This is a genomic window from Streptosporangium amethystogenes subsp. fukuiense (assembly GCF_042665875.1).
Taxonomy (GTDB): Bacteria; Actinomycetota; Actinomycetes; order Streptosporangiales; family Streptosporangiaceae; genus Streptosporangium; species Streptosporangium fukuiense.
This window is the reverse complement of record NZ_JBHTEE010000001.1, coordinates 9844004-9867630: the sequence shown is the minus strand read 5'-3', so window position 1 is coordinate 9867630 and position 23627 is coordinate 9844004. Positions and strand designations below refer to the sequence as shown.

General features: G+C 65.4%; 14 protein-coding genes and 3 rRNA genes. All 17 read right to left on the bottom strand.

What is annotated here, in order from left to right:
- Positions 1-12: 12 nt before the first annotated feature.
- The gene (locus ACFQVD_RS43795; protein ID WP_343977167.1) at positions 13-1923 is read right to left on the bottom strand and encodes a TIGR03960 family B12-binding radical SAM protein; all 1911 of its coding nucleotides are present in this window, start codon (positions 1921-1923) and stop codon (positions 13-15) included.
- A 55-nt stretch (positions 1924-1978) separates the two neighbouring features.
- Positions 1979-3142: a rod shape-determining protein RodA gene (gene rodA, locus ACFQVD_RS43790; protein WP_343977170.1), complete on the bottom strand. Its 1164-nt coding sequence runs from the start codon at positions 3140-3142 to the stop codon at positions 1979-1981.
- A gap of 67 nt (positions 3143-3209) precedes the next feature.
- Positions 3210-5273: a penicillin-binding protein 2 gene (gene mrdA, locus ACFQVD_RS43785; RefSeq protein WP_343977173.1), complete on the bottom strand. Its 2064-nt coding sequence runs from the start codon at positions 5271-5273 to the stop codon at positions 3210-3212.
- A gap of 47 nt (positions 5274-5320) precedes the next feature.
- Positions 5321-5848: a rod shape-determining protein MreD gene (mreD, locus tag ACFQVD_RS43780; protein ID WP_343977176.1), complete on the bottom strand. Its 528-nt coding sequence runs from the start codon at positions 5846-5848 to the stop codon at positions 5321-5323.
- A 4-nt stretch (positions 5849-5852) separates the two neighbouring features.
- Complete coding sequence (gene mreC, locus ACFQVD_RS43775; RefSeq protein ID WP_343977179.1) at positions 5853-6761, bottom strand: rod shape-determining protein MreC; 909 nt, start codon at positions 6759-6761, stop codon at positions 5853-5855.
- Positions 6761-7792 (bottom strand): rod shape-determining protein, encoded by a 1032-nt coding sequence (gene mreB / locus ACFQVD_RS43770; protein ID WP_030924806.1) that lies wholly within the window; start codon positions 7790-7792, stop codon positions 6761-6763. The genes mreC and mreB overlap by 1 nt, the downstream gene beginning before the upstream one ends.
- A 191-nt stretch (positions 7793-7983) precedes the next feature.
- On the bottom strand, positions 7984-8394 hold the full coding sequence (gene ndk / locus ACFQVD_RS43765; RefSeq protein WP_030924808.1) for a nucleoside-diphosphate kinase: 411 nt from the start codon (positions 8392-8394) through the stop codon (positions 7984-7986).
- A 91-nt stretch (positions 8395-8485) separates the two neighbouring features.
- Positions 8486-10321 (bottom strand): hypothetical protein, encoded by a 1836-nt coding sequence (locus ACFQVD_RS43760; protein WP_343977186.1) that lies wholly within the window; start codon positions 10319-10321, stop codon positions 8486-8488.
- An 11-nt stretch (positions 10322-10332) separates the two neighbouring features.
- Positions 10333-10713, bottom strand: coding sequence for a DUF4233 domain-containing protein (locus ACFQVD_RS43755; protein WP_343977189.1), 381 nt, complete (start codon positions 10711-10713; stop codon positions 10333-10335).
- A gap of 7 nt (positions 10714-10720) precedes the next feature.
- On the bottom strand, positions 10721-12013 hold the full coding sequence (locus tag ACFQVD_RS43750) for a bifunctional folylpolyglutamate synthase/dihydrofolate synthase (protein ID WP_343977195.1): 1293 nt from the start codon (positions 12011-12013) through the stop codon (positions 10721-10723).
- 228 nt (positions 12014-12241) lie between these two features.
- Positions 12242-12667: an RDD family protein gene (locus ACFQVD_RS43745; RefSeq protein WP_364157935.1), complete on the bottom strand. Its 426-nt coding sequence runs from the start codon at positions 12665-12667 to the stop codon at positions 12242-12244.
- 159 nt (positions 12668-12826) lie between these two features.
- A 5S ribosomal RNA gene (gene rrf, locus ACFQVD_RS43740) occupies positions 12827-12943 on the bottom strand.
- 71 nt (positions 12944-13014) lie between these two features.
- Positions 13015-16144: ribosomal RNA gene (locus ACFQVD_RS43735) — 23S ribosomal RNA — on the bottom strand.
- Between the two features lie 393 nt (positions 16145-16537).
- A 16S ribosomal RNA gene (locus ACFQVD_RS43730) occupies positions 16538-18063 on the bottom strand.
- The 16S, 23S and 5S rRNA genes sit together here, the layout of an rRNA operon.
- A 652-nt stretch (positions 18064-18715) precedes the next feature.
- A complete protein-coding gene (locus ACFQVD_RS43725) occupies positions 18716-21301 on the bottom strand; it encodes a valine--tRNA ligase (protein WP_386273963.1) in 2586 nt (861 codons plus the stop codon).
- A gap of 198 nt (positions 21302-21499) precedes the next feature.
- Entirely contained in the window at positions 21500-22780 is a 1281-nt protein-coding gene (gene clpX, locus ACFQVD_RS43720; protein ID WP_030917736.1) for an ATP-dependent Clp protease ATP-binding subunit ClpX, read from the bottom strand.
- A gap of 192 nt (positions 22781-22972) precedes the next feature.
- Positions 22973-23617, bottom strand: a complete 645-nt coding sequence (locus ACFQVD_RS43715; protein WP_030917740.1) for an ATP-dependent Clp protease proteolytic subunit — start codon at positions 23615-23617, stop codon at positions 22973-22975.
- Between the last annotated feature and the right edge of the window lie 10 nt (positions 23618-23627).

The window sequence follows — 23627 nt, the reverse complement described above, 5'->3', positions numbered from 1 at the left end:
GCACCGCCTACCTCAGACAACCGTCAGTGGCAGCAGCTTCTTCCCGGTGGGCCCGATCTGGATCTCCGTCCCCATCGTGGGACAGACGCCGCAGTCGTAGCACGGGGTCCATCGGCAGTCTTCGACCTCGACGTCGTTGACCGCGTCCTGCCAGTCCTGCCAGAGCCATTCGCGGTCGAGACCGGCATCGAGGTGGTCCCAGGGCAGGACCTCGTTCTCCTCGCGCTCGCGGGTGGTGTACCAGTCGACGTCGACGCCGACCTTGGCCGCGGCGTCCATCCAGCGCTGGTAGGAGAAGTGCTCGCTCCAGCCGTCGAACCGGCCGCCGTCCGCCCACACCGCGCGGATGACCTCCCCGACCCGGCGGTCGCCCCGCGACAGCAGGCCTTCCACGATCGAGGGTTTGCCGTCGTGGTAGCGCAGGCCGATCGCCCGGCCGTACTCCCTGTCACCGCGCAGGGCCTCCTTCAACGCCCTGAGCCTGCGGTCGACCGTCTCGTGGTCGGCCTGGCCGGCCCACTGGAACGGGGTGTGCGGCTTGGGAACGAAGCCACCGATGGAGACCGTGCAGCGGACGTCGCGCGACCCGGTGGCCTCCCGGCCGGCCTTGATCACCTTCTTGGCCAGGTCGGCGATGCCCTCGACGTCGACGTCCTCCTCGGTGGGCAGGCCGCACATGAAGTAGAGCTTCACCTGCCGCCAGCCCTGGGTGTACGCGGTGGTGACGGTCCTGATCAGGTCTTCCTCGGTGACCATCTTGTTGATCACCTTGCGCATCCGCTCGGAGCCGCCCTCGGGGGCGAACGTCAGACCGGAGCGTCGGCCGTTGCGGGAGAACTCGTTGGCCAGGTCGATGTTGAACGCGTCGACCCGGGTCGAGGGCAGCGAGAGCGAGGTGTTGGTGCCCTCGTAACGATCCGCCAGCCCCTTGGCGACCTCACCGATCTCGGAGTGATCGGCCGAGGAGAGCGACAGCAGGCCGACCTCGTTGAAACCTGACGCCTTCACGCCCGCCTCGACCATGTCGCCGATCGTGGTGATCGAACGCTCACGCACCGGGCGGGTGATCATGCCGGCCTGGCAGAACCGGCAACCCCGGGTGCAGCCGCGGAAGATCTCCACGCTGAACCGCTCGTGCACGGTCTCGGCCAGCGGGACCAGCGGCTTCTTCGGGTACGGCCACTCGTCCAGATCCATGACCGTGTGCTTGTGGATCCGCCACGGCACACCCGACCTGTTGGGTGCGACGCGCTGGATACGGCCGTCGGGGTGGTAGTCGACGTCATAGAACTTCGGCACGTAGACCCCGCCGGACTCGGCCAGCCGCATCAGCAGCCCGTCGCGCCCGCCGGGCGAGCCCTCGGCCTTCCACTCGCGGATGACCTCGGTGATCGCGATGGCGATCTGCTCCCCGTCGCCCAGCACGGCGGCGTCGAGGAAGTCGGCGATCGGCTCGGGATTGAACGCCGCGTGACCGCCGGCCAGGACGATCGGATCATCGTCGCCCCGCTCCGACGCCTCCAGCGGGATGCCCGCCAGATCCAGCGCGGTCAGCATGTTGGTGTAGCCGAGCTCGGTCGAGAAGGAGAGACCGAGCACGTCGAACGCCCGTACCGGACGGTGCGCGTCGACCGTGAACTGAGGTACGCCCTCGGCGCGCATGAGCGCCTCCAGGTCGGGCCAGACCGCGTAGGTCCGCTCGGCCAGCGTCTCCGGCAGCTCGTTGAGGATCTCGTAGAGAATCTGGACGCCCTGGTTGGGCAGACCGACCTCGTAGGCGTCCGGATACATCAACGCCCAGCGGACCGTCGTCTCGTCCCAGTCCTTGACGGCCGAGTTGAGCTCACCTCCAACATACTGGATCGGCTTCTGCACTCTGGGCAGGAGCGCTTCCAGACGGGGAAACAGCGACTCGACAGACATGGCATCAAGAATATCCGCCTGGAGAGAGTGCCATAGGCAGTCACCCATGCCGGTGCTAGAAGGACTGCCGACGCATGTGAATCGCTTGAAGTATCCCAAAAGCAATCATGTTGGCGAAGGTGGCTGTGCCGCCGTAGGAGACGAACGGCAGGGGAAGACCGGTGATCGGCATGATCCCGACCGTCATCCCGATGTTGACGAACGACTGGAAGGCCAGCCAGCACACGATCGACCCGGCCGCCAGCGTGCCGAACCGGTCCTCGCACTCCCGCGCGATCCGCACCCCCCGCAGCAGGATCACCCCGAGCAGTGCCACCACGGTGACCGAACCGAGGAAGCCGAACTCCTCCCCCGCCACCGTGAAGATGAAGTCGGTGTGCTGCTCGGGTACGAAGCGGCCGGTGGTCTGACCACCCCCGAACAGCCCCTTGCCGAACACCTCCCCCGACCCGATCGCGATCAACGACTGGGTGCTGTTGTAGCCGACCCCGCGTGGATCGCTGGCCGGGTTGAGGAACGCGGTGAACCGGGCGATCTGGTACGGCTCCAGGATGTCGAGGAACCAGACGGCCACCCCCGCGCCGACCACGACGAGGGTGAGCCCGCCGATCCAGCGCTTGCGGGCGCCGGCCACGACGATCGCACCGGCCGTGATCACCCCGATGACCATCGTGGTTCCCAGGTCGGGCTGGAGCATCACCAACCCCATGGTGAAGACGGCCACCACCAGCGCGATCACGACGTCGAAACTCCTCGGCCGGTCGGTGCCGCGAGCGGGCTGGGCCAGCAGCATGGCGAGCATCAGCACCAGGCCGAGCTTGGCGAACTCCGAGGGCTGGAACGCGAAACCACCGCCCAGCATGATCCACGAGTGTGCGCCGTTCACCGTGCTGCCGAGGGGTGTGATCACCAGAAGCAGCCCGATCAGCGTCACGCCGTACACCAGCGGCGCGAAGGTTCTCAGCGTCCGGTGGTCCAGCATCGCGGCCGTACCGGCCAGCACGGCCCCGATGACGAGGTTGAGGATGTGCTTCTTGACCAGTCCGGTGGAGCCGGCCGCCCAGGTCCTGGTCGAAGACCAGACCAGCATCGTGCCGATGACCCCCAGGGCGGCTACGGCGACCAGCATCAACCCGTCCATCCGGCCCACCGCGGCGACCGCCGCCACCGTCCTGCCGGCCAACGACGCCCTCGGCGGCGCGGCCGCCACCCGGTTCACGCCGCCCTCCTGGCGGATGTCACCGCCGACGCCGTCACGGACCGCACCGCGGACAGCACAGCGGACCTCATCGCGCCACCGTCCCGTCTTTCGCGATCACCGGAAGCGCTCTCACCGGGCGCCCGCCCGGCAGGATCGGGGAGACCTGCTTGCCGTCGGGCTTGAATCCGAAGATGCCCTCGTAGATCTTCCGCACCGCCGGAGCCGCGGTCTGGGCGCCCATCCCGCCCTGGGACACCATGGCGACGATCACGAACTGCGGCTTGTCCGTCGGGGCGAACGAGGCGAACCACGACGTGTCGGCCTTGCCATAGACCTCGGCGGTGCCGGTCTTTCCGCCGACCTTGACCTTGTTCATGGGAAACCCGACAAAGGCCCCGGCCGCGGTGCCGTCGGAGGCGACCTCGCTCAGCGCCCCCTTGATGTAGGCCCGTTCCCGCGATGAGAGCGGCAGCCTGCCCACCACCGGCACCTCGATCTCCTTGACCTTGGTGCCGTCGGGGCGCACCAGCGCCCAGCCCAGCCGGGGGCTGCGCAGCCTGCCGTCCCCGACCAGCGCCGCGTAGGCCGCCGCCAGCTGCAGCGGCGTCACCAGCACGTCGCCCTGCCCGATGGAGAAGTTGGCGGCGTCACCGGGCCGCCACTGGTACCCCTCCAGGCAGTTCTCGTACGCCAGCCGTTTGAGGAAGGCGGCCCTGCTGGGGCTGCTTCTGGCCACCTCCGGGTAGCCGGTCCTGGCCCGCTTGCAGTTGGTGTCCTTGGTCGCCGACCAGAGCGTCTTCTTCCACGCCCGGTCAGGGATCCGTCCCGCCGACTCACCCGGCAGGTCGATACCGGTGGGGCGGCCGAAACCGTAGGCGCGCGCCATGGCCGCCATCGGTTCCTTGGTCCTCCCCTTGGGATTGAGCCCGCCGTCGCGCAGCCACTGCTCGTAGGCCGCCCGGTAGAAGATCGTGTCGCAGGACTTCACCAGCGCCATGTGCAGGGTGAGCGTTCCCAGCCCGATACCCCGGAAGTTGTTGAACGGCCGGTCGCCCACCATGAAGGACCCTGGACAGTCGTACTGACCGTGCAACGGGTAGCCGTCCTTGAGCATCGCCGCCACCGACGACACCTTGAACGTCGAGCCAGGCGCGAACTCGCCCTTGATGGCCCGGGAGACCAACGGCTTGCCCGCCTTGCCGGACAGCAGGCGCTGGTACTGCACCTCGGAGATTCCCCCGGTCCAGATCGCCGGATCGTACGTCGGCGCGCTGGCCAGGGCGATGACCCTGCTCGTCTTCACGTCCAGCACCACCGCCGCCGCGCCGTCGGCCGTGGGCGCGCCCTTCATCGCCTCGGCCAGCGCCTTCTCCGCCGTGGCCTGCACCCTGGAGTCGATGCTGGTGATGAGCGTGTCACCCGGCACCGGAGGCACGTGCTGCTCCACCCCGATGACCTTGCCAAGCCGGTCGACCTGCACCCGCCGCATCCCCGGCGTCCCCCGCAGCGACACGTCGTAGACCGACTCCAGGCCGTCCCTGCCCACCAGGTCGACCCCGGAGAACGCCGCCCTGAGCCCGTCGCGCCTGTTCAGCTCCTCCTGCGTGATCGGCTGCAGGTAGCCGAGCGCCTGAGCTCCCGCGCTCCGGCTCGGATACTCCCGTACCGCCTGCACCTCGGCCGTGACCCCGGGGAACTCCTCCTGCCGTTCCAGGATCTGCAGGGCCTCGCGCGTGGTGACATCCGCGTCGATGGGGATCGGCTGGTACGGGGAGCCCGGCCAGCAGGGGCGGGCGACCCCTGGCCCGCATGCCCTGATGCGCTCCCGTAACTCGGCGGGGCGACGGCCGAGCACGGCGGCCAGCTTCTCGAGCACCTCCTTGCCGTTGCCCTCCATCCGGTTCAGGCGGGTGCGGTCGACCGAGACCACCAGCGTGGTCCGGTTTCGGACCAGCGGACGGCCCGTCGAGTCAAGGATCTGCCCGCGTACCGCGGGAACGACGACATCGCGCGTACGTGTCTCGGTGGCGGCCACCACGTACTCCGGACCGCGCACCACCTGCACCTGCCAGAGCCGGACGGTGAGCAACGCCAGCATCGACACCACCAGCAACTGCACCACGACCAGCCGCCCCCGCATCAGGCCCATGCCCGCTCCTCCCACCGCCGCTCACGTGTTCCCCAGCACGAGATGCCTCACAGGCGGCTCCGCATGACGTATCCGAGCACCTGGACGGGGCGCGGCTCCGGCCCGCAGACGAGCCTTCGCACCACCCACACCACCGGCGACGCGGCGAGCAGGTTGTAGAGCACCGCCTGCGGCAGCGCGGTCGTGAGCATGGACACACCGGTCCGCGGGTCTCCCAGCAGAGCGCCGGTCGCCACCGCGATCACCGGACCGGCGACCGCGCAGGCCAGCGCTGCGAGCGGCCCCGCCCCCGGATGGCTCTCCACGGCGCGTCCCGCGATGAAGCCGACGAGGCAGAGCACCAGCGCGTGGTGCCCGAACAGGTGCGCGGCCGGTGGCAGCACGTCGCTGAGAAGCCCGGCGGCGAACCCCATGGCCGCCCCCGCCGCTGCCCCGCGGGCCAGCGCGTACCCCACCACGGCGAGCAGCACCAGATCCGGCGCGGCCTGCCCCGGCAGCGGCAGCCTGTTGACGACGGTCACCTGGAAAATCATGATTCCCAGGAGCAGCGCCACGAAGATCGCGTTGCGCCCCATCCCGTCAGACCCCCTCTCGCTGGAAGCGTGGAGGCGCCGCCTTTCGCGGGCCGGAGGGGAGCACCGCGTCACGCGGGTCGCGGCGCGGCGCCTGCACCACCACGCCGACCACGTCCAGCGCGGTGAGGTCGGCGTACGGCCGTGCGTACGCGATGCGGGTCAGCTCACCTGGCGTGGCCTCCACCCGCTCCACCACCCCGATCGGCACCCCCGCCACGTACGGGGCGCCGCGCTGGGAACCGAAACTCACGATGCGGTGGCCGGGGATGATGGGCGCGGTCGAGTCGAGCAGCCGGAAGCGGACCAGGCGGCCGTTCTCCCCCACCCCGTGCACCACTCCGATCTCGTTGCTTCCCTCCAGCCGGGCTCCGGCCGCTGAGGCAGGGTCGCTGAGCAGGACCACGGTCGAGGTGGACGCGCCCACGTGGATCACCCTGCCGACCAGGCCGTCGGCGTTCAGCACCGTCATCTCGGTGCGCACCCCGTCGAGGCGCCCCACGTCGAGTTCGACGGCCTCCTCGAACCCGGGAGCCCCGCGCCGGGCGATCACCTGGGTGGGCAGGATCTTGTATCCGCCGGTACCCGAGACTCCGAGCAGCTTGCGCAGCTCCTCCGAACGCCCCCGGTCGAGGCTCTGCGCCACCAGGTCCCGCTTGAGCCGCTGGTTCTCCGCGAGCAACTCCTCGATGCGTCCACGCGCGGAAGGGGCACCGGTCATCGTCTCGAAGAACTCGCCGACCGGCCGCACGATCCCCGACCCCACGCTCTCCGCGGTGCCGAACAATGTCGTGCCGACCATGCGGAGCGGCCCGAACGGGGACTGCGTGGCCGAACGGTGGTCGATGGTCACGAGCACGAGCGCGGCGGCCAACAGCAGCCCCAGGTTGACCCGTGCCCGGCGGGTGTCCTTCATCAGTGCCGCGGCTCGGGAACCAGGACCTGCTGCAGGGCGTCGAAGTCCTCGACGCACTTGCCCGTGCCAAGCGCCACGGAGTCGAGGGCGTTGTCGACGAGGTGGATCGGCATGCCGGTCTCGGCCTTCAGCCGCTCGTCCATGCCCTTGAGGAGCGCCCCGCCTCCGGTGAGGGCGATTCCCCGGTCCATGAGGTCTCCGGATAGCTCCGGCGGGCACTTGTCAAGTGTGGTCTTGACCGCGTCGACGATCACGTTGAGCGGTTCCTCGATGGCCTTGCGGATCTCGGCCGCCGACACCACGATCGTCTTCGGCAGGCCGCTGACCAGGTCACGCCCCCTGATCTCGGCATGGCTCTCCTCCGGGAGCATGCAGGCGGAGCCGATGGCCATCTTGATCTCCTCGGAGGTGCGCTCGCCGAGCATGAGCGAGTACTCCTTCTTCGCGAAGGCGATGATCGCCTGATCGAGCTCGTCACCGCCCACCCTGATCGACTGGCTGGTCACCACGCCGCCCATCGAGATGATCGCCACCTCGGTGGTGCCGCCGCCTATGTCGACCACCATGTTGCCGGTGGGCTCGTGCACGGGGAGCCCGGCGCCGATCGCGGCGGCCATGGGTTCCTCAACGATGTAGACCCTGCGGGCGCCCGCCTGGTATCCGGCCTCCTTGACCGCCCGCTGCTCGACCCCGGTGATCCCACTCGGCACGGCGATGATGATGCGCGGCTTGGCGAAATGGCGGCGCTTGTGCACCCGCTGGATGAAGTAGCGCAGCATGCGCTCGGTGACGTCGAAGTCGGCGATGACACCGTCCTTGAGCGGACGGATCGCGATGATATTGCTTGGAGTGCGGCCTATCATCCGCTTGGCCTCGATGCCAACGGCCACGATCTTCCCGGTGATGCTGTTGATCGCTACGACGGACGGCTCGTTGAGCACGATTCCGCGCCCTCTGACGTACACGAGGGTGTTCGCGGTGCCGAGGTCGACTGCCATGTCACGGCCCAAAAAAGCAAGATTGCTGCCCATGAGGAAGGCTGGCCTCCTTCCGTCAGGTCGTCGGCGAAAACTACGGAACGCACTCGAATCGTAACGTGACGCACCCACCCTTGAGCGCAATGAGCCGGCCTACCGCAGCAAAATCTTGGGTTAGCCAAACAGGTCGGGCCCCGCCGTCCAGAAGGACGGCGGGGCCCGACAAACACGATAAAAGCGGGCGCCTAGAAGCGATCCGGGAAGAAGATCTTGATCTCCCTTGCGGCGGACTCGGGGGAGTCCGAGCCGTGGACGACGTTCTCGCCGATCTCCAGAGCGTGGTCGCCGCGGATGGTGCCGGGAGCGGACTTGACCGGGTCGGTCAGGCCGGCGAGGGAGCGGAAGGCCTCGATGGCGCGCGGTCCCTCCAGCACCAGCGCGACCAGCGGACCGGAGGTGATGAACTCCACCAGCTCACCGAAGAACGGCCGCTCGGAGTGCTCGGCGTAGTGCGTCTTGGCGGTGTCGACGTCCAGGGTGCGCAGCTCCAGCGCCACGACCTTCAGGCCCTTGCGCTCGACACGGGCGATCACGTCGCCGATGAGACCACGCGCCACACCGTCGGGCTTGATCAGGACAAGGGTGCGCTCGGACACTGAGGTTCTCCTTCGAACACGTATGGGTCGCTGACTGCGGTAATCGCGCGAAGTTTACCGCCCTTCGCGCGCTTTCCCGTGGTCGGCGGAGTCACTGCAGGGCCGGACCGCTTCCCGGGCCGTCCTCCGGGGAGGGCGCGGGCGGTGGCACCACCACCGGCGGCGCGACCACCTTCTCCGGCTCCGGCTCCGCGTCGGGGTCCCGCTCGGGAACGCGGTCCGGCTCGTGCCGAGGCCTGGACCTGTTGCCCTTGCCCGCTCCGGTACCTCCTCCGGCCGCGGCGACGGACCCGCGCTCCGGCCCGGCCTCCGGCTTCGAGCGGGCCGGCGTGTGAGAACCGGTCACCGCCTCGGAGCGCGGCCGCGCCACCGTGGGCCCTGGCTGTCCTCGCGTGACGGCCTCCCGCCATGCACCGCCGACGGGATCGATCTCCCCCGCGGGAGAGGGCACCAGCCCAGAGGAGGGGCCCGCCACGGGTGAGGTGTCCGCCGTACCGGCATCCGGCGAGCTCCCCGGACTCCCCTGACTCCCCGGCAGGAGACGGGCCAGCACAGCAGCGAGCACGATCACCACCAGCACCAGGCCGCCCCCGATCAGCGCCCACAGGTGCAGAGCGTCCACGAACCCGTCGACCAGCGCCTGCGGAGTCTTGGCCTCCCGCAGCTGGGCGACCTGGACGCCGCTGCCCAGCAGGAATCCGGCCAGCACCGCGGGGAAGAACAGCGACAGCGCCAGGAGCGCGGCCTCCTCGGCACAGGAGCGCAACGCGCCGGTGATGGCCACCGAGGCGCCGCCCGCGAGCAGTGTGAACGGGAGGATCAGCGCGAGCCCGCCCGGAGCGGGCAGGAACAGCCGTACCGCACACAGGCCCGCGACCACCACCACCAGTCCACCGGCGGTGACCACGGGCATCGCCGTCGCGCCCAGCCGGTTCGTCAGCGCGGCGGCGAGGAGGGCCACCAGGGTGGCGGTCGCGAAGGCCGACCAGAGGCCGGACAGGCCAGGACCTCCCAGCCCGCCGAGTTCGACATAGGTGACCTGGGCCGCGGTGGGCAGGACCACGACGCCGACCGCGACCATCGCGTAGGCCGGCGCGCGGCCGACGGCCCCCCGTGAGGCCCCCGAGGAGGCCAGAGCGAGCAGCACGACGACGGACACCAGAGCCGCGCGGATCACGAGACCCGCCGACCAGTCGAACGTGCTTCCCAGGGCGAGGGCCGCGACGCCCGCGGCGGGCACGACCGCCCACAGCGTGCGCCCGCGTGCCGCGACGGCCGCGTCCGGACCGGCGGTGCTCCCACCGTCCTTCAGCCACAGCACGAGGTAGAGCGCGGCCAGCGCGAGCGCCACCCCGGTGAGCATCGGGTACGGCTGCAGGGTGACGCGCCAGGAGTCGACCTGGTCGAGGGGCCAGAGCGCGAGCGCCTGTGCGGCCAGGAGACTCGCCGCCAGCACGGCTGCCCACAGTGCCCGCAGGAACGACGAGCGCCCCCAGACGGCCATCAGAGTGGCGGGGACCAGCAGGCCCGCGCCGACACCGTGCAGGACCCGCAGGCCCCCCACCAGCATCGTGGACCCCGCATAGCCGCCGGCGGCGTCCGCGAAGGCGAGCAGGGTCAGCCCCGCGACCACCATCGGGGCCGCCCGCACCCGGCGTACGAGCACCGCGGCCACCGGCATGGTCAGGACCATCGCGGGGAGTGCCAGCCCATGCGCCCTGATCATCGCTATCTGCGAGACTTCCGGCGGCAGGAGGGCGGCGACCACCGAGATGGTGTTGGGGATGGCGACGATCGCCAGCGGCAGCACTACTGCGACGAGCAGTCCGAGGACGACGTCGAGCATCAACGAGACACGGAGTGCGCGCACCAGGCCCGTGGGCCCGGCGCCCACTGCCCGGGTCGGCTGGATGGGAGGGACGGCCATGTTGGCCGACTTTAGCGAGAAGTCACGCCCTCGACACGGCGAGCGACGAATATCGCTGTGATCCACAGCGCGGCGAAGATCACTCCGAGGAGGAACATGGTCGGGACCATGAAGCCGGAGGCTATGGCGAGCAGCTGGATCAGGCTTCCCACGATGTAGGCGAAAGGCCGCTTGAGCAGGCCGATGACCAGAACACAGAGAAGCGCCAGACCCAGCCCGACGGTGGCCGCGACAGCCGGTTCGACACCCTGCGTGTTGATGGCCACCGGCGTGAACAGCCCGACGACTATGGCCTCCATGCCGAGCACGCTGGCGCAGAGGCGCCTCATGCCCGGAGTGACCGTGATCATTTCTCGCTCCTCCTCAGTCGCCCGGCCGTCGGCCGTCGGCACCCACCGCTCATTGCGTCTCGTCCGCCTTGAGCAGAAGCCGCGCGTCACCGGCGGTGACCACGGAACCTGTGATCAACACCCCGGCACCGCTGAACTCTCCCAGAGCGTCGGCCATGCCGATCGCCCTGTCGATCGCACTGTCCAACCGCTCGACCTGGTGCACCCGGTCGAAACCGAAGACCTCCTCGGCCAGCGCGGCGAGATCGTCCACGTCCATGGACCTTGGCGAGGAGTTCCTGGTCACCACGATCTCGTCCATCATCGGTTCCAGCAGTTCCAGGATGCCCTCGACATCCTTGTCCTCGAACACCGCCACCACTCCGATGAGCTTCGCGAAGTCGAAGGACTCGTGCACCGCGTCCAGAGTGGCCCGCATCCCCGCCGGGTTGTGCGCGGCGTCGACGATGACCGTGGGGCCCCGGCGCACCACCTCCAGCCTGCCGGGCGAGCGCACCCCCAGGAACGCCTGTCGCACCAGCTCGGTGTCGAGAGGCTCGTCCCCGCCGGTCAGCGCCTCGACCGCAGCCAGGGCGCAGGCGGCGTTGCTCGCCTGGTGGGCACCGTACAGGGGAAGCAGGATGTCGTCATAGGTCCCCTTGAGGCCCTTGAGCCGGAGCAGTTGCCCGCCGATGGCGAGCTCCCGGCCCAGCACTCCGAACTCCAGCCCCTCGCGTGCCACGGTGGCGCCCGTCTCGGCCGCCTGCCGCATCAGCACCGCGGCTGCGGGGAGCTCCTGCTGCGCGAGCACGGCGGTCGCCCCGGCCTTGATGATGCCGGCCTTCTCCCCCGCGATCGTCTCGACATCGGGCCCGAGGTAGTCGACATGGTCGAGGGAGATGGGCGTGATGACCGCCACAGTACCGTCCGCGACGTTGGTGGCGTCGGTGATGCCGCCCATTCCCGTCTCGATGACCGCGACGTCCACGGGGGCGTCGGCGAACGCCGCGAACGCCATCGCGGTGAGCGTCTCGAAGAAGGAGAGCCGCCGCCCTTGAGCGTCGACCATCTCCAGGTAGGGCGCGATGTCCTCATAGACCTCGACGAAGCGCTCCTCACTCAGCGGAGCACCGTCCACGCTGATGCGCTCGCGCATGGAGACCAGATGCGGGCTGGTGAACCGGCCGACACGCAGATTGCGCTCGCGCAGCAGCGCCTCGATCATCCGGGTCGTGCTCGACTTACCGTTCGTACCGGCAACGTGCACGACGGGATAGGAGTGCTGCGGGGAACCCAGCAGATCCACAAGCGCGGCGATCCTGTCGAGACTGGGCTCGAAGTTCCACTCGACTCCGCGCTGCATGATCGCTTGTTCAACCGCTCGATAGTCCACGTTCCCAGCCTACTGACCTTTCCACCAGGTTCCGGACCGGCCCGTATGGCGCAAGAGCGCCACCGCATGGGATACGAGCCACCGTGAAACGAGAAAGGCCCCGCGCGTTCGGCGGGACCTTTCCGGAAAGATCGTCACGCGGCCCTGGAATCGTCCCGTGGGATTTTCATGTCCGCGCCATAGGCCTGGAACGTCGCGTCATGCCTCGACGACCCGGGTCCCCGCCATCTTGTCGTGCCACCCTTGACGGTAACCGCTGCTGTCGAAGAACGGCGACAACGCCCAGAGGATCCACAGGACAAACAGGATCGGCAAGATCAAGAGTGCGATGTTGAGGACCTCTTTGACGGCGTACCGGCCGAAGGCGGGGTCCACCGTGACCGGCTCGCCATGCTCCTTGTCGACGACCCTGATCCTCACGAGCAGCTTGCCGAACGTCGCCCCCTTCCAGGCGGTCATCACAGGCTCGTAGACCACCCTGAGTATGAGAGTGAGGAAGTAGGAGCGCAGAGAACCAGGCTCGGTGTCGACGTCCAGCACAAACTCCAAGAAGGGCACGACGGGAGTCGCGAGAACTACAAGGATGACCGTATCAACGATATGGGCACCCAGGCGTCTGCCCATGGACGCGGTCCGGAGATGCCTGCCTAAAGAATCGGTGCGCGGTGAATCTGTCACGCCAGAAAGAGTGTCACCGATGACTTGAAAGGGACTGAGATACCGCTTGGAGCCGGAAAGCACGAAGGCCCCCACCGAAAGGTGAGGGCCTTCATATGAAAGATTGTCCGGCGGCGACCTACTCTCCCACACCGTCCCCGGTGCAGTACCATCGGCGCTGAAGAGCTTAACTTCCGGGTTCGGAATGTAACCGGGTGTTTCCCCTTCGCCATAACCGCCGTAACACTATGAAACACACAAACCACCGTTTGCTGTCTCAGAATTGCCTAGTGGACGCGAGCAAGAACTGCTTTGTGGTCAAGTCCTCGGCCTATTAGTACTGGTCAGCTCCACACATTACTGCGCTTCCACCTCCAGCCTATCAACCCGGTCGTCTACCGGGAGCCTTACCCCCTCACGGGGTGGGAGACCTCATCTCAAGGCGAGCTTCCCGCTTAGATGCTTTCAGCGGTTATCCCTTCCGAACGTAGCCAACCAGCCGTGCTCCTGGCGGAACAACTGGCACACCAGAGGTTCGTCCGTCCCGGTCCTCTCGTACTAGGGACAGCTCCTTTCAAGTCTCCTGCGCGCGCAGCGGATAGGGACCGAACTGTCTCGCGACGTTCTAAACCCAGCTCGCGTGCCGCTTTAATGGGCGAACAGCCCAACCCTTGGGACCTACTCCAGCCCCAGGATGCGACGAGCCGACATCGAGGTGCCAAACCATCCCGTCGATATGGACTCTTGGGGAAGATCAGCCTGTTATCCCCGGGGTACCTTTTAGCCGTTGAGCGACGGCGCTTCCACATGCCACCGCCGGATCACTAGTCCCAGCTTTCGCTCCTGCTCGACCCGTCGGTCTCACAGTCAAGCTCCCTTGTGCACTTACACTCGACACCTGATTGCCAACCAGGCTGAGGGAACCTTTGGGCGCCTCCGTTACTCTTTAGGAGGCAACCGCCCCAGTTAAACTACCCACCAGACACTGTCCCTGATCCGGATCACGGACCGAAGTTAGACGTTCAAAACGACCAGAGTGGTATTTCACCAATGACTCCACCACCACTAGCGTGATAGCTTCACCGTCTCCCACCTATCCTACACAAGACGCTCCAAACGCCAATGTCAAGCTATAGTGAAGGTCCCGGGGTCTTTCCGTCCTGCTGCGCGTAACGAGCATCTTTACTCGTAGTGCAATTTCGCCGGGTCTGCGGTTGAGACAGCGGGGAAGTCGTTACGCCATTCGTGCAGGTCGGAACTTACCCGACAAGGAATTTCGCTACCTTAGGATGGTTATAGTTACCACCGCCGTTTACTGGCGCTTAAGTTCTCAGCTTCGCGAAGTCGAAACTCCACTAACCGGTCCCCTTAACGTTCCAGCACCGGGCAGGCGTCAGTCCGTATACATCGTCTTACGACTTCGCACGGACCTGTGTTTTTAGTAAACAGTCGCTTCCCCCTGGCCTCTGCGACCCCCACCAGCTCAGAACGCAAAGGTTCGTCACCAGCGAAGGCCCCCCTTCTCCCGAAGTTACGGGGGCAATTTGCCGAGTTCCTTAACCACAGTTCACCCGATCGCCTTAGTATTCTCTACCTGACCACCTGAGTCGGTTTAGGGTACGGGCCGCCACGACACTCACTAGAGGCTTTTCTCGGCAGCATAGGATCACCCACTTCGCCACAATCGGCTCGGCATCACATCTCAGACTCAATGTGTTGCGGATTTGCCTACAACACGTCCTACATGCTTACCCCAGGACTACCATCGCCTGGGCTGGGCTACCTTCCTGCGTCACCCCATCGCTTACCTACTACCAGTTCAGGCCAGGCGTTCACCCTCACCCCAAGCCCGAAGGCTCGGAGGGGTTAAGGACCCTTAGTATCACTGGATTCAGTATTGGCGCATCGTAGCGGGTACGGGAATATCAACCCGTTGTCCATCGACTACGCCTGTCGGCCTCGCCTTAGGTCCCGACTTACCCTGGGCGGATTAGCCTGCCCCAGGAACCCTTGGTCATCCGGCGCAGAAGTTTCTCACTTCTGATTCGCTACTCATGCCTGCATTCTCACTCGCACAGCCTCCACAGCTGGATCACTCCGCTGCTTCGCCGGCCGCACGACGCTCCCCTACCCATCCACACACCTAAACCACAAAGGCTCAGTTATACGTGTGAATGCCACGACTTCGGCGGTGTACTTGAGCCCCGCTACATTGTCGGCGCGGAATCACTTGACCAGTGAGCTATTACGCACTCTTTCAAGGATGGCTGCTTCTAAGCCAACCTCCTGGTTGTCACTGCGACTCCACATCCTTTCCCACTTAGCACACGCTTAGGGGCCTTAGTCGGTGGTCTGGGCTGTTTCCCTCTCGACTACGGAGCTTATCCCCCGCAGTCTCACTGCTGCGCTCTCACTTACCGGCATTCGGAGTTTGGCTGACGTCAGTAACCTTGTCGGGCCCATTAGCCATCCAGTGCTCTACCTCCGGCAAGAAACACGCAACGCTGCACCTAAATGCATTTCGGGGAGAACCAGCTATCACGGAGTTTGATTGGCCTTTCACCCCTAAACACAGGTCATCCCCCAGGTTTTCAACCCTGGTGGGTTCGGTCCTCCACGCGGTCTTACCCGCGCTTCAACCTGCCCATGCCTAGATCACTCCGCTTCGGGTCTATAGCATGCGACTCAAACGCCCTATTCAGACTCGCTTTCGCTACGGCTCCCCCACACGGGTTAACCTCGCCACACACCATAACTCGCAGGCTCATTCTTCAAAAGGCACGCAGTCACATCACAAACAAGGCAAGCCTCGTTTACGCTCCTACGGCTTGTAGGCACACGGTTTCAGGTACTATTTCACGACCCCTCACCGGGGCGCTTTTCACCTTTCCCTCACGGTACTTGTTCACTATCGGTCATCAGGGAGTATTTAGGCTTACCAGGTGGTCCTGGCAGATTCACACAGGATTTCTCGGGCCCCGTGCTACTTGGGATCCCCTCCAACAGTCCAACCAATTTCGCCTACCCGACTCTCACGGTCTACGGCGCCACTTCCCAGAAGCTTCAGCTATCGGAAGGATTTCTTACTGTCTGGAGGAACGGCAGCTCCTCCCAGAGGGTCCCACAACCCCGTAAACGCAACGCCTGCCGGCTATCACACGCCTACGGTTTAGCCTGATCCGCTTTCGCTCACCACTACTCACGGAATCACTATTTGTTTTCTCTTCCTACGGGTACTGAGATGTTTCACTTCCCCGCGTTACCACCAACCGCCCTATACATTCAGGCGGAGGCAACACCACATGACTGGTGCTAGGTTTCCCCATTCGGACATCCCCGGATCAAAGTCTGGTTGGCGACTCCCCGGGGCTTAACGCAGCCTCCCACGTCCTTCATCGGCTCCTGATGCCAAGGCATCCACCGTGTGCCCTAAAAAACTTGGCCACAAAGATGCTCGCGTCCACTATGCAAATCTCAAACAACAAACAGCGACCAAACCCACCCCGCCACCAACACCCGAACCCTCAACAGGCCGAGCTGGTATGACAGGAGGATGGTCCCGCATGAGGCTCCAACAGACAGCAAGCCCGCCACAAGCGGGCCCGCCACAATGTCCGTTTCCTCAGGACCCAACAGTGTGTTCACCCCAGCGAAACCCCACAACCGCCGTTCCCACTCCCCAACTCCGAAGAACCAGGGCGGTACTAACCGATCAGCGATCCCGCCGAACCGAATAGCCAGTGCTCCACTAATGAGCGCGCCGAGCGTGGAACGTTCGCCCACGAACACGGCATGGACCACGACCACCCGAAGATGACCGCGACCGATGCTCCTTAGAAAGGAGGTGATCCAGCCGCACCTTCCGGTACGGCTACCTTGTTACGACTTCGTCCCAATCGCCAGCCCCACCTTCGACCGCTCCCCCCAGACAAGCTGGTTGGGCCACGGGCTTCGGGTGTTGCCGACTTTCGTGACGTGACGGGCGGTGTGTACAAGGCCCGGGAACGTATTCACCGCAGCGTTGCTGATCTGCGATTACTAGCGACTCCGACTTCATGGGGTCGAGTTGCAGACCCCAATCCGAACTGAGACCGGCTTTTAGGGATTCGCTCCACCTCACGGTATCGCAACCCTCTGTACCGGCCATTGTAGCATGTTTGCAGCCCAAGACATAAGGGGCATGATGACTTGACGTCATCCCCACCTTCCTCCGAGTTGACCCCGGCAGTCTCCAATGAGTCCCCACCACCCCTAAAAGGAGCGTGCTGGCAACATTGAACAAGGGTTGCGCTCGTTGCGGGACTTAACCCAACATCTCACGACACGAGCTGACGACAGCCATGCACCACCTGTCACCCAGTCCGAAGAGGGCTCCATCTCTGAAGCTTTCCGGGCGATGTCAAGCCTTGGTAAGGTTCTTCGCGTTGCGTCGAATTAAGCAACATGCTCCGCCGCTTGTGCGGGCCCCCGTCAATTCCTTTGAGTTTTAGCCTTGCGGCCGTACTCCCCAGGCGGGGCGCTTAATGCGTTAGCTACGGCGCGGAAACCGTGGAAGGTCCCCACACCTAGCGCCCAACGTTTACAGCGTGGACTACCAGGGTATCTAATCCTGTTCGCTCCCCACGCTTTCGCTCCTCAGCGTCAGGTAAGGCCCAGAGAACCGCCTTCGCCACCGGTGTTCCTCCTGATATCTGCGCATTTCACCGCTACACCAGGAATTCCGTTCTCCCCTACCTACCTCTAGCCAGCCCGTATCGAATGCAGACCTGGAGTTAAGCCCCAAGCTTTCACACCCGACGTGACAAGCCACCTACGAGCTCTTTACGCCCAATAATTCCGGACAACGCTTGCGCCCTACGTATTACCGCGGCTGCTGGCACGTAGTTAGCCGGCGCTTCTTCTGCAGGTACACGTCAACTTCGTCCCTGCTGAAAGAGGTTTACAACCCGAAGGCCGTCATCCCCCACGCGGCGTCGCTGCGTCAGGCTTTCGCCCATTGCGCAATATTCCCCACTGCTGCCTCCCGTAGGAGTCTGGGCCGTGTCTCAGTCCCAGTGTGGCCGGTCGCCCTCTCAGGCCGGCTACCCGTCGTCGCCTTGGTAGGCCGTTACCCCACCAACAAGCTGATAGGCCGCGAGTCCATCCCCAACCGAAAAAACTTTCCACACCCACCCGATGCCGGGAGGTGTCGTATCCGGTATTAGACCCAGTTTCCCGGGCTTATCCCAGAGTCAGGGGCAGGTTACTCACGTGTTACTCACCCGTTCGCCGCTCGAGTACCCCGAAGGGCCTTTCCGCTCGACTTGCATGTGTTAAGCACGCCGCCAGCGTTCGTCCTGAGCCAGGATCAAACTCTCCAAACAATGTCTGAACAGTTGCTCCCGGCTGAAAGCACCCATCACACATGATGGATGTTCAACCAAAGGAATCCGTCCCCCACCCCGCAAAGGAGGCAGGTTGGACAGGGTTGTGCTTCATGCACTGGCTTTTAACACACTGTTGAGTTCTCAAGAAACGGGCGCGTACACCGTCGTCCGCGGGCCCGCTTTCGCGGTGTCCCGGACTTCGGGGCGTTCCATTCCGTGTCACCATCTTATCAGATTTGCCGGGTTTGTGTCAACTTGCCGGTTTTCCGACCATCGACTTGAACCCGCCGAATCCGCTAGGATTGCGACCACCCTGTCTCCAGGGCAACCCCTCTAACTTACTCCAACATCCGGTCGATGTCCAACTTATGCAGACACACCCGATTTGCCAGATTTTCAGAGGGGGCTGCAGGACTTTGCCCTGCCTGAAGAACTCTAGCAGCCTCCTGGGGCCACCATGACCAACTTCCCGGTAACAACTAGGTCTTCCCTGAGGCTTCAGCTCTCAAACACGAGAACCCGGAGTCAGGAGACTCCGGGTTCTCGCTTCACTCCGACTTCCTGACCTGTGCCGTTCTCCTCCCAGCCGCCGGCTGGGATCCTCAGGTCAGGGCTCACGCCCTGCTCTCGAACTCAGGCCGTCAGCCTGTCAGCCCGTCGGCAACGCCGCCAGCTGAGCAAGCAGCCGCGCGATGTCCTGGTCGGCCTGCACGGCACGGGATCGCACCTTGGCCACCACATCGTCCGGCGCCTTGGCCATGAACTGCTCATTGCCGAGCTTGGCCGCGACCTGGGCCGCCTCCTTGCGCGCCACCGCGAGATCCTTCTCCATGCGCTTACGCTCGGCGACCACATCGATCGCCCCCGCCGTGTCGATCTCCACGACGACCCCGCTCACATCGAGACGGGCGGTCGCGGCGAACGACTCGGACGGCTGGTCGAGCCGGAGCAACGACCGGATCGCCCCTTCGTGAGAGGCCAGAGCCGTACCGGCGAGCGAGAGCCGCGCGGAGACCCGCTGCCCTGGCTTGAGGCCCTGGTCGGAGCGGAACCTGCGCACCTCGGTGATCAGCCCCTGCACCGCGATGATCTCCTCCTCCGCCGAGGGATCACGCAACGACTCCTGGACCGTCGGCCATGGCGCGACCACGATCGACTCGTGCCCGGTGACCGCCCGCCACAGTTCCTCGGTGACGAACGGGACCAGCGGGTGGAGCAGACGGAGCAGCGAGTCGAAGACATGACCCAGCACGAGCCGGGTGTGCTCCTGCCCGGAGGCGATCTGGATCTTGGCGAGTTCCACGTACCAGTCGCAGACCTCGTCCCACGCGAAGTGGTAGAGCAGGTCGGAGATCTTGGCGAACTCGAAGTCCTCGAACGCGGCGTCCACCGACGCGACGATCTCCTGGAGTCTGGACAGGATCCACCTGTCGGCGGCGGTCAACTCCTCGACCGGAAGCTCACCCGTCACGGCACCGTTCATCAGCGCGAAACGAGTGGCGTTCCAGATCTTGTTACAGAAGTTGCGCGACCCTCCTGCCCATTCCTCACTGATCGCCACGTCGGAGCCGGGGTTGGCTCCACGCAGCAGCGTGAAACGGGTGGCATCGGCACCGAAGCGCTCGATCCAGTCGAGCGGGTCGACGACGTTGCCGAACGACTTCGACATCTTCTTGCCGTACTGGTCCCGGACCATGCCGTGCAGAGCCACGGTCCGGAACGGCGGTTCGCCGTCCATCGCGTAGATGCCGAACATCATCATCCGGGCGACCCAGAAGAACAGGATGTCGTAGCCGGTCACCAGGACGGAGGTCGGGTAGAACTTCGCCAGCTCGGGTGTCCTGTCCGGCCAGCCGAGAGTGGAGAACGGCCACAACCCGGAGGAGAACCAGGTGTCGAGGACATCGGGGTCCTGGACGTAACCATCGGGTGCCTGCTCGTCGGGGCCGACGCAGACGACCTCACCGCCGGGACCGTACCAGACCGGGATACGGTGCCCCCACCACAGCTGCCGGGAGATGCACCAGTCGTGCATGTCGTCGACCCAGTCGAAGTAGCGCTTGGCCAGCTCCGGCGGGTGGATCTTGGTCCGGCCGTCACGGACCGCATCGCCCGCCGCCTTCGCCAGGGGCGAGACGTTGACGAACCACTGGAGTGAGAGCCGTGGCTCGACCACGGTCTTGCAGCGTGAGCAGTGCCCGACGGAGTGGAGGTAGGGGCGCTTCTCCGCCACGATCCGCCCCTCGGCGCGTAGCGCGGCCACCACCGCGGGCCTGGCCTCGAAGCGGTCGAGCCCCTGGAACGGGCCGTGGGCCGTGACCACACCGCGCTCGTCCATGATCGTCAGGGACGGCAGCGAGTGGCGCCGTCCGATCTCGAAGTCGTTCGGGTCGTGCGCCGGAGTGACCTTGACCGCCCCGGTGCCGAAGGCCGGGTCGACGTGCTCGTCGGCGACGATCGGGATGAGACGTCCGGTGAGTGGTAGCTCCACTTCCCTTCCGATCAGGTGCGCGTAGCGCTCGTCGGAGGGGTGCACGGCCACGGCGGTGTCACCGAGCATCGTCTCTGCTCGGGTCGTGGCGACCACGATGGAGTCGTCACCGTCGCCGTAGCGGATCGAGACGAGCTCGCCCTCGTCCTCGCTGTGCTCGACCTCGATGTCCGAAAGCGCGGTCAGGCAGCGCGGACACCAGTTGATGATGCGCTCGGCGCGGTAGATGAGCCCGTCGTCGAAGAGCCTCTTGAAGATCGTCTGGACGGCGCGGGACAGTCCGGGGTCCATGGTGAAGCGTTCGCGTGACCAGTCGACACCGTCGCCGAGCTTCTTCATCTGGCCGAGGATCCGGCCGCCGGACTCCTCCTTCCACTGCCAGACCCGCTCGACGAACGCCTCGCGGCCGAGGTCGTGCCGGGACAGGCCCTCCTTGGCGAGCTCGCGTTCGACGACGTTCTGGGTGGCGATGCCGGCGTGGTCCATGCCTGGCAGCCAGAGTGTCTGCTGGCCGCGCATGCGAGCGCGCCTGGTCAGCGCATCCTGGATCGAGTGGTCGAGTGCGTGGCCGATGTGCAGGACACCGGTCACGTTCGGCGGAGGCAGGACGATGCTGTAAGGCTCGCGCTCGCCGCTCGGATCAGCGGTGAAGTATCCCTGCGATACCCAGCGCTCGTAGCTCCGGGTCTCCACGTCGGCAGGTGTGTACTGGGTGGGCAGCTCTGGCGTCGTCACGATGTCCAAGTCTAGGGATGTCCACGCACTCGATGTTCCCCAGCCGAAGAGTTGCGACGTGTTCCCCCCACCCCGTGGACCGGCTGCTGAAATCGTCCGGCGAACGCGCCACCGGCCGACCCGGCGGAAACCAGCGGAAACAGCGACGCCCCCGCAGGATCTCCCTGCGGGGGCGTCAGCCGTGAAAACCGGTTCGCTCAGGCTGGATCACGCGGACTTCTCACGCGGCGGCCGCTGCTGCTTGTTGAGCTGGTCCCGCGGCACGAGCGTGGGGTTGACGTGTTCGAGAACCGACTCGCGGGTGATGACGACGCGCGCCACGTCCTGCCTCGACGGCACCTCGTACATCACCGAGAGGAGAACCTCCTCCAGGATCGCTCGCAGGCCACGGGCACCGGTGCCGCGCAGGATCGCCTGGTCCGCGATCGCCTCAAGCGCGTCGTCTGTGAACTCGAGTTCGACATTGTCCAGCTCGAACAGGCGCCGGTACTGCTTGACCAAGGCGTTGCGCGGCTCGGTGAGGATCTGGATGAGCGCCTCACGGTCAAGGTTGTGAACGCTCGTGATGACCGGGAGCCGGCCGACGAACTCGGGGATCATGCCGAACTTCAGCAGGTCCTCGGGCATGACGTCCCCGAAGATGTCAGAGCTGTCGATGTCTTCCTTGGAACGGATGATGGCGTTGAAACCAATGCCCTTGCGGCCGATCCGGGACTCGATGATCTTTTCGAGGCCGGCGAAGGCCCCACCGCAGATGAACAGCACGTTGGTGGTGTCGATCTGGATGAACTCCTGGTGCGGGTGCTTACGGCCGCCCTGCGGCGGCACACTCGCGGTCGTGCCCTCCAGGATCTTCAGCAGGGCCTGCTGCACGCCCTCACCGGAGACGTCCCTGGTGATCGACGGGTTCTCGCTCTTACGAGCGATCTTGTCGACCTCGTCGATGTAGATGATGCCGGTCTCGGCCTTCTTGACGTCGTAGTCGGCGGCCTGGATCAGCTTGAGCAGTATGTTCTCGACGTCCTCGCCCACATAGCCCGCCTCTGTCAAGGCTGTGGCGTCGGCGATGGCGAACGGAACGTTCAGCATCTTCGCCAACGTCTGGGCGAGCAGCGTCTTACCGGAACCGGTCGGGCCCAGGAGCAGGATGTTGGACTTGGCCAGTTCAATGCCGTCGTCACGCCCGCGCTCGCCGGACTGCACCCGCTTGTAGTGGTTGTAGACCGCTACGGAGAGAGCCTTCTTCGCCTGGTCCTGACCGATGACGTAGGCGTCGAGGAATTCGTAGATCTCCCTCGGCTTGGGAAGGCTGTCCCACTTGAGCTCAGAGGACTCGCTGAGCTCCTCCTCGATGATCTCGTTGCAGAGGTCAATGCACTCATCACAGATGTATACGCCGGGTCCGGCGATGAGCTTCTTGACTTGCTTCTGGCTCTTTCCACAGAAAGAGCACTTCAGCAGGTCTCCCCCGTCGCCGATGCGTGCCACCCCAGATACTCCTTTGCGTGGGACCGCCCTGGCTGCCGCGGTCCGTTTCTTCCGACCGGCCCGATACCCGATCGAAAAGTCATCCCGCTTAGGTTTCGACGTTACCGTCTTCTGAGCCCTCAGTGAGCCCCCTAGCGGCGAGTCGCACCGGAACGTGCCCGATTCGGCACGGTTCCGGTGCGATATGCCTCGTTAGGAGGCTACGGCCTTCGCGAGCTTCTTGCGGGACGGGATGATGTCGTCGATCAGCCCGTACTCCTTGGCCTCCACGGCATCAAGGATCTTGTCCCGCTCGATGTCCTTGCGGACCGCCTCCGGCGCCCTGCCCGAGTGCTGAGCGATGATGCTCTCCATCTGGGCGCGCATCCTGAGGATCTCGCGCGCCTGGATCTCGATGTCGCTTCCCTGGCCACCCCCCTCGGTGGAGGGCTGGTGGATCAGCATGCGGGCGTTCGGCAGGGCGAAGCGCTTGCCGGGCGTGCCGCCGGCCAGCAGGACCGCCGCCGCCGAGGCCGCCTGGCCCAGACAGACCGTCTGGATCTCCGGCCGGACGAACTGCATCGTGTCGTAGATCGCCGTCATGGCGGTGAAGGAACCGCCTGGCGAGTTGATGTAGATGCTGATGTCACGGTCGGGGTCGAGCGACTCCAGGGTAAGCAACTGCGCCATGACGTCATTGGCCGACGCGTCGTCCACCTGCACGCCGAGGAAGATGATGCGGTCCTCGAAGAGCTTGGCGTACGGGTTCATCTCCCGCACGCCGTAGGACGTGCGCTCACTGAAGGACGGAAGAACGTAACGGCCGTTGATGTCTCCCGGCCGGATCAACTCACTCACCTTGTGCCCC

What these genes read in the sequence shown, in the direction of transcription:
- ACFQVD_RS43760 (WP_343977186.1), bottom strand. Translation starts at nt 10,321, where the DNA reads ATGGCCGTCCCTCCCATCCAGCCGACCCGGGCAGTGGGCGCCGGGCCC.
- mreD (WP_343977176.1), bottom strand. Translation starts at nt 5,848, where the DNA reads ATGGGGCGCAACGCGATCTTCGTGGCGCTGCTCCTGGGAATCATGATT.
- mreB (WP_030924806.1), bottom strand. Translation starts at nt 7,792, where the DNA reads ATGGGCAGCAATCTTGCTTTTTTGGGCCGTGACATGGCAGTCGACCTC.
- ACFQVD_RS43750 (WP_343977195.1), bottom strand. Translation starts at nt 12,013, where the DNA reads ATGCAGCGCGGAGTCGAGTGGAACTTCGAGCCCAGTCTCGACAGGATC.
- ACFQVD_RS43795 (WP_343977167.1), bottom strand. Translation starts at nt 1,923, where the DNA reads ATGTCTGTCGAGTCGCTGTTTCCCCGTCTGGAAGCGCTCCTGCCCAGA.
- mreC (WP_343977179.1), bottom strand. Translation starts at nt 6,761, where the DNA reads ATGAAGGACACCCGCCGGGCACGGGTCAACCTGGGGCTGCTGTTGGCC.
- ACFQVD_RS43745 (WP_364157935.1), bottom strand. Translation starts at nt 12,667, where the DNA reads ATGGGCAGACGCCTGGGTGCCCATATCGTTGATACGGTCATCCTTGTA.
- mrdA (WP_343977173.1), bottom strand. Translation starts at nt 5,273, where the DNA reads ATGGGCCTGATGCGGGGGCGGCTGGTCGTGGTGCAGTTGCTGGTGGTG.